Below are 6,473 nucleotides of genomic sequence, written 5' to 3' on the forward strand. Positions count from 1 at the left end.
AATCAAACCATTCCAAAGGGTGTTCCCATGGGTAGTTTTTCTATACCCCAAAAACGCAAAAAGCCCTGAATAATCAGGGCTTTGAATATGGCGGAAGCGTAGAGATTCGAACTCTAGGATAGTTGCCCATCGACGGTTTTCAAGACCGTTGCCTTAAACCACTCGGCCACGCTTCCAGCTCGTTTTGCGGCCGCCATAATACCGTAATGAAACAAGCTGTCAAACTCTCTGTGTCGCGGGTTGCGGGAGCTCTGATAGACTCCTAGCATCTGAACGTTTGAAAACCACAGGTTTACCAAGGAGTGTCGCCATGCGCGAACAGGATTACGCCGTACACCACGGCCAGCAGGTCGAGCAGCAGGAGATCAGCAAGGTCCTGCGCAACACGTACAGCCTGCTGGCGCTCACGCTCGCCTTCAGCGGTGTCATGGCCTTCGTGGCCCAGCAGATGCGCGTCGGCTACCCGAACGTGTTCGTGGTACTGATCGGCTTCTACGGGCTGTTCTTCCTTACCAACAAACTGCGTGATTCGGCCTGGGGCCTGGTATCCACCTTCGCGCTCACCGGCTTCATGGGCTTTATCCTCGGCCCTATCCTCAACCGCTATCTGGGCATGGCCGGTGGCGCCGAGGTGGTCAGCTCGGCATTTGCCATGACTGCCCTGGTGTTCGGCGGCCTGTCGGCTTATGTGCTGATTACCCGCAAGGACATGAGCTTCCTCAGCGGCTTCATCACTGCGGGCTTCTTTGTCCTGCTGGGTGCTGTCGTGGCCAGCTTCTTCTTCCAGATCAGCGGCCTGCAACTGGCGATCAGCGCTGGCTTCGTGCTGTTCTCGTCGGTGTGCATCCTGTTCCAGACCAGCGCGATCATTCACGGTGGCGAGCGTAACTACATCATGGCGACCATCAGCCTGTATGTGTCGATCTACAACCTGTTTGTCAGCCTGCTGCAGCTGTTTGGCATCATGGGTCGTGATGACTGATTGATATCGGCAAGAGAAAGCCAGCTTCGGCGGGCTTTTTTGTGGGCGCTCAACTCATCGATTTAGCTGGAGCCTTGTGGGAGCGGGCGAGCCCGCGAACACCGGCGAAGCCGGTGCCATACACCGAGTCGCATTCTTCGCGGGCACGCCCGCTCCCACAGGTTCGACTCCTGGGAAAAAGCGCCCAATAATTGACCATAAAGTCAGATAACCGGGCGAATGGTCGTCGATCATGCCGCCATCGTGCTTTTCTCTACCCCAATTCGCCATCACCCCGTAGAATGCGCTCCTTTTTTCTTCCGGGGCAGCTTTTCGCAATGAGCTCACACGAACACAGCCCAGGCGCGGCGGCGCCTGCCAATGAACTGGTGCTTGGTCTGGAGGACAAGCCACGGCTGTTGATCGGCCTGCTGGCAGCACTGCAGCACCTATTGGCGATCATCGTGCCGATCGTCACCCCTGGCCTGCTGATTTGCCAGGCTCTGGGTGTTTCGGCACGAGATACCAACCTGATCGTCTCCATGTCACTGGTAATCTCGGGTATCGCCACTTTCGTCCAGTGCAAGCGCTTCGGGCCATTCGGTGCCGGGCTGCTGATCGTCCAGGGCACCAGCTTCAACTTCGTCGGCCCGCTGATCGCCGGCGGAGCGCTCATGGTCAAGCAAGGCACCCCAGTGGAAGGCGTCATGGCAGCTATCTTTGGCGTAGTAATCGCCGGCTCGTTCGTCGAGATGGGCGTGTCGCGCATCCTGCCCTTCGTCAAACGCCTGATTACCCCGCTGGTAACCGGCATCGTGGTGCTGATGATCGGCCTGACCCTGATCAAGGTCGGCCTGATCAGCATGGGTGGTGGCTTCGGCGCCATGGCCAATGGCACCTTCGCCAATGGCGAGAACCTGCTGCTGTCGGGCGTGGTGCTGGCGATCATCGTCATCCTCAACCGCATCCCGGTGGTGTGGATGCGCAGCTGCGCCATCATTATCGCCCTGGCGGTCGGTTATGCGCTGGCCGGCTACCTGGGCCGCCTGAATTTCACCGGCATGCACGAAGCCGCGCTGTTCCAGGTGCCGACGCCGCTGCACTTCGGCCTGGGCTTCTCCTGGGCACTGTTCATCCCGATGCTCGTGATCTACCTGGTAACTTCGCTGGAAGCCATCGGTGACGTCACCGCCACCAGCAAGGTGTCGCGCCAGCCCGTCGAAGGGCCGGTGTGGATGCAGCGGATCAAGGGCGGTGTGCTGGTCAACGGGGCCAACTCGCTGCTGGCCGGTTTGTTCAACACCTTCCCGAGCTCGATCTTTGCCCAGAACAATGGCGTGATTCAGCTGACAGGGATCGCCAGCCGCCATATCGGCATGTGGATTGCCGTGATGCTGGTGCTGCTGGGGCTGTTCCCGAGCGTTGCCGGGGTGATCCAGGCGGTGCCGGAGCCGGTGCTGGGCGGTGCGGCCATGGTCATGTTCGGGGCGGTTGCGGCTTCGGGGATCAATATCCTGGCCAGCACTCGCCTGGACCGTCGTGCCCTGCTGATCATCGCTGTATCCCTGGCCCTCGGCCTGGGTGTGGCGCAGGTGCCGGAGTTCCTGGCGCACATGCCGGCGGCGATTCGCAATGTGCTGGAGTCGGGCGTGGCTACCGGGGGTATCTGTGCCCTGGTGTTGAACTGGTTCTTGCCGGAGAGCAAGGAACAGGCTTGAGCCTGGTGTTCGACTGTCAGGGCCATGGGGCTGCTGCGCAGCCCATCGCAGGCAAGCCAGCTCCCACCTCGACCGCATTGATCTGAAGCCATGCGCAGTCCCTGTAGGAGCCTGGCTTGCCAGCGATGAGGCCAGTACAGACAACACAAGGCAGTTGCCCCTACCGGGATAGCGCCGGCCTTCAGATTGGTTCAAGACAGAAAGCCCGCCCCGCCATGCACAAGCGGGCGCGGGCTTTTTTGCTTTATCATGGCACCATTCCTTTTGCATGAGTTATCCATGAAATTCGCTATCGCGGTGTTCTCCCCGGCCCATGCGCCCTCCTCGCGGCGCGCCCTGCGCTACGCCGAGGCGGTGCTGGCCGGCGGGCATGAGATTGCCCGGCTGTTCTTCTACCAGGACGGGGTACACAGTGCCTCGGCCAACGTGGTCGCCCCCCAGGACGAGCTGGATGTTGCCGGCCAATGGCGCGCCTTCATTGCAGCCCACCAGCTGGACGCAGTGGTGTGCATCGCCGCCGCCCTGCGCCGTGGCGTGCTCGACGAGGCCGAGGCCAACCGCTACCAGCGCCCGGCCGTGAACCTGCCCAAGCCTTGGGAGCTGTCGGGGCTTGGCCAGTTGCATGAGGCGGCGCAAGTTGCCGATCGCCTTGTCTGCTTCGGAGGCGACTGAAATGGCCAAATCCTTGTTGATCATCAGCCGCCAGGCGCCGTGGAACGGCCCATCGGCCCGTGAAGCACTGGACATCGCCCTGGCTGGCGGCGCGTTCGATCTGCCGCTGGGCATGCTGTTCCTCGATGACGGCGTGTTCCAGCTCGCTGCGGACCAGCAGCCCACCGCCGTGCAACAGAAGAACCTGGCCGCCAACTTGCAGGCGCTGCCAATGTTCGGCGTCGAGGACCTGTTCGCCTGCAGCCACAGCCTCACTCGCCGCGGCCTGGCAGCCGACAATCTGGCGCTGCCGGTGCAAGTGCTGGACGACGCGGCCCTGACCGCACTGATCGCCCGTTTCGACCAGGTGGTAACGCTCTGATGACGACCCTGCATGTTATTGCCCACTCCCCGTTTGGCGACGAGCGCCTGGCCAGCTGCCTGCGCCTGCTCGGCACCGACGATGCCCTGCTGCTGTGCGGCGATGCTGTATATGCCCTGTGCAGCGGCAGCGAACCGCACCGCCAGCTGCAAGCCGCCGGCCTGGCCCAGCGCCTGTTCGCCCTGGAAGAAGACGTGCAGGCCCGCGCGGTCGGCAACGAGCTGGCCAAGGCCGTGGACTACGCCGGGTTCGTCGAACTGTCGCTGCATTACGACAAGGTCAACAGCTGGCTATGAATACCCTCAACGTTGGCGATCAGGCGATCGCCCTGGACAAGGACGGCTTCCTGGTCGACCTGCAAGACTGGTCGCATGCCGCCGCCGAGGCTTTGGCCGCGCGCGAGGGCATCCCTTTGACGGCGGACCACTGGGAAATCCTCGAACTGCTGCGCCAGTTCTACCAGGAATTCCAGCTGTCCCCGGCCACGCGCCCGCTGATCAAGTACACGGCCCTCAAACTGGGCCCGGACAAGGGCAACAGCCCGCACCTCAACCGCCTGTTCAACGGCACTCCCGCCAAACTGGCCGCCAAGCTGGCGGGCCTGCCCAAGCCGACCAACTGCATATGACAGAACCTCGCCCGCTTACCCTGGAAACCCCTGCCGAACACCCGTTCGCCGAGTTCGTGCGCATTCTTGGCAAAGGCAAGCGCGGCGCGCGTGGCCTGACCCGTGAAGAAGCCCGCACGGCCATGACCCTGCTGCTGGAAGGCAAGGTCGAAGATGCCCAGCTCGGTGCCTTCCTCATGCTGCTGCGGCACAAGGAAGAAAGCGCCGAAGAACTGGCCGGCTTCACCGAGGCCCTGCGCGCCCACTTGCAGTCGCCGCGCATCGCCGTGGACCTGGACTGGCCCACCTACGCCGGCAAGAAGCGCCACCTACCCTGGTACCTGCTGGCTGCCAAATGCCTGGCCAACAATGGCGTGCGCATCCTGATGCACGGTGGCGGTGCGCATACCGCCGGGCGCATGTACACCGAGCAGTTGCTGTCCTTGCTGGAAATTCCGTTGTGCCGTGACTGGGCTGCCGTCAGCCAGGCCCTGGACCAGCAGCGCCTGGCCTTCTTCCCGCTGCAGGACTGGGCCCCGCAGTTGCAGCGCATGATCGACCTGCGCAACACCCTGGGCCTGCGTTCGCCCATCCATTCGCTGGCCCGGGTGCTCAACCCGCTGGCTGCGCGTTGTGGCCTGCAGAGCATCTTCCACCCCGGCTACCAGGCAGTACACCGCGAGGCCAGCCGCCTGCTGGGCGACCATGCCGTGGTAATCAAGGGGGATGGCGGCGAGATTGAGGTCAACCCCGATGTCATCAGCCATCTATACGGCACCACCGCCGGCGAAGCCTGGGACGAGGAATGGCCAGCGCTGAGCGAACGCCGCCACGTGAAGCCGCCAAGCCTGCAGCCGGAGCAATTGCTGGCGGTCTGGCGCGGCGAGGCCGAGGACAGTTACGGTGAAATGGCTGTGGTCGCGACCATCGCCCTAGCGCTGCGCGGCCTGGGCCAGGACCGTGAGCAGGCTTTCGCCACGGCACGCGGTTACTGGGGCGCACGCAACCAATCTAATAAGTAGATAGTAAGAGTGCAGTCTTTGCGCTAGTTATTCGAACGTTTTTCCCTAGACTGGGCTCCAACGACAAACAACTTTGTTCCGAGGAGCTCACCATGGGCCTTTTGATCGACGGCCGCTGGCATGACCAGTGGTATGAAAACGGCAGAGACGGCACGTTCAAACGCGAAAACGCCCAGCGCCGCAATCAGCTGCCCGCTCCCGAAGCTGGCCGTTACCACCTGTACGTCTCGCTGGCCTGCCCCTGGGCGCACCGCACCCTGATCTTCCGTGCTCTCAAGGGCCTGGAGCCGTTGATTGACGTGTCGGTGGTCAGCTGGCTGATGCAGGACCATGGCTGGACTTTCGACCAGCAGCAAGGCTCCAGCGGCGACCACCTCGACGCGCTGCAGTACCTGCACCAGCGCTACACCCAGGATGACCCGCACTACACCGGCCGCGTGACTGTACCGGTGCTGTGGGACAAGAAAGAGAAACGCATCATCAACAACGAGTCGTCGGAGATCATCCGCATCTTCAACAGCGCGTTCAATGAACTGACCGGCAATACACTGGACCTGTACCCAGAGCCACTGCGCCCGACCATCGAGGCGCTGAACGAGCGCATCTACCCGGCGGTGAACAATGGCGTATATCGCGCAGGCTTTGCCACTACGCAGGAAGCCTACGAGGCTGCGTTTGACGAAGTGTTCAACGAACTGGACTACCTGGAAGACTTGCTGAGCCGCAACCGCTACCTGGCCGGGGAGTACCTGACCGAGGCCGATGTGCGCCTGTTCACCACCCTGGTGCGCTTCGATGCCGTGTACCACGGGCACTTCAAGTGCAACCTGCGCCGCCTGAGCGACTATCACAACCTGTCGAACTGGCTGCGTGAGCTGTACCAGTGGCCGGGGGTGGCGGGCACAGTGGACATGGAGCATATCCAGAAGCACTACTACATGAGCCACAAGACCATCAACCCGAACGGGATCGTGCCCAAGGGGCCGCTGCAGGATTTCAACCTGCCGCATGATCGGGAGCGGTTGGCAGGCAAGGGGATTTGGCAGGCTTGAGATTGCTGGGGCTGCTTTGCAGTCCATCGCGACACAAGGCCGCTCCTACAGGGGATCGCTGCCTCCTGTAGGAGCGGCCT

General features: G+C 62.3%; 8 protein-coding genes and 1 tRNA gene. 8 read left to right on the top strand and 1 reads right to left on the bottom strand.

Features of this window, described 5'->3' with window-relative positions; all coding sequences use genetic code 11:
- Positions 1-88: 88 nt before the first annotated feature.
- Positions 89-176 (bottom strand) — tRNA-Ser (locus ACLCGK_RS15595).
- A gap of 134 nt (positions 177-310) precedes the next feature.
- On the opposite strand from ACLCGK_RS15595, the gene ACLCGK_RS15600 reads away from it, so the two are divergent.
- The 8 genes from ACLCGK_RS15600 (at position 311) to ACLCGK_RS15635 (ending at position 6,393) form a co-directional block, all read left to right on the top strand.
- Positions 311-982: a Bax inhibitor-1/YccA family protein gene (locus ACLCGK_RS15600; RefSeq protein ID WP_003251184.1), complete on the top strand. Its 672-nt coding sequence runs from the start codon at positions 311-313 to the stop codon at positions 980-982.
- A 317-nt stretch (positions 983-1,299) separates the two neighbouring features.
- A complete protein-coding gene (locus ACLCGK_RS15605) occupies positions 1,300-2,679 on the top strand; it encodes a nucleobase:cation symporter-2 family protein (protein ID WP_410952343.1) in 1,380 nt (459 codons plus the stop codon).
- A 279-nt stretch (positions 2,680-2,958) separates the two neighbouring features.
- Complete coding sequence (gene tusD, locus ACLCGK_RS15610; RefSeq protein WP_410952344.1) at positions 2,959-3,351, top strand: sulfurtransferase complex subunit TusD; 393 nt, start codon at positions 2,959-2,961, stop codon at positions 3,349-3,351.
- A 1-nt stretch (position 3,352) separates the two neighbouring features.
- Positions 3,353-3,712, top strand: coding sequence for a sulfurtransferase complex subunit TusC (gene tusC / locus ACLCGK_RS15615; RefSeq protein ID WP_410952345.1), 360 nt, complete (start codon positions 3,353-3,355; stop codon positions 3,710-3,712).
- Positions 3,712-4,008 (top strand): sulfurtransferase complex subunit TusB, encoded by a 297-nt coding sequence (gene tusB, locus ACLCGK_RS15620; RefSeq protein ID WP_410952346.1) that lies wholly within the window; start codon positions 3,712-3,714, stop codon positions 4,006-4,008. Before tusC ends, tusB begins: the two co-directional genes overlap by 1 nt.
- On the top strand, positions 4,005-4,340 hold the full coding sequence (locus ACLCGK_RS15625) for a TusE/DsrC/DsvC family sulfur relay protein (protein WP_003258880.1): 336 nt from the start codon (positions 4,005-4,007) through the stop codon (positions 4,338-4,340). The genes tusB and ACLCGK_RS15625 overlap by 4 nt, the downstream gene beginning before the upstream one ends.
- Positions 4,337-5,341 carry a glycosyl transferase family protein gene (locus tag ACLCGK_RS15630; RefSeq protein ID WP_410952347.1) on the top strand — a complete coding sequence of 335 codons (1,005 nt, stop codon included), beginning with the start codon at positions 4,337-4,339 and terminating at the stop codon, positions 5,339-5,341. The genes ACLCGK_RS15625 and ACLCGK_RS15630 overlap by 4 nt, the downstream gene beginning before the upstream one ends.
- Positions 5,342-5,433: 92 nt before the next feature.
- Complete coding sequence (locus ACLCGK_RS15635; protein WP_410952348.1) at positions 5,434-6,393, top strand: glutathione S-transferase family protein; 960 nt, start codon at positions 5,434-5,436, stop codon at positions 6,391-6,393.
- Positions 6,394-6,473 lie beyond the last annotated feature (80 nt).

Source organism: Pseudomonas sp. S1(2024), from assembly GCF_046557535.1.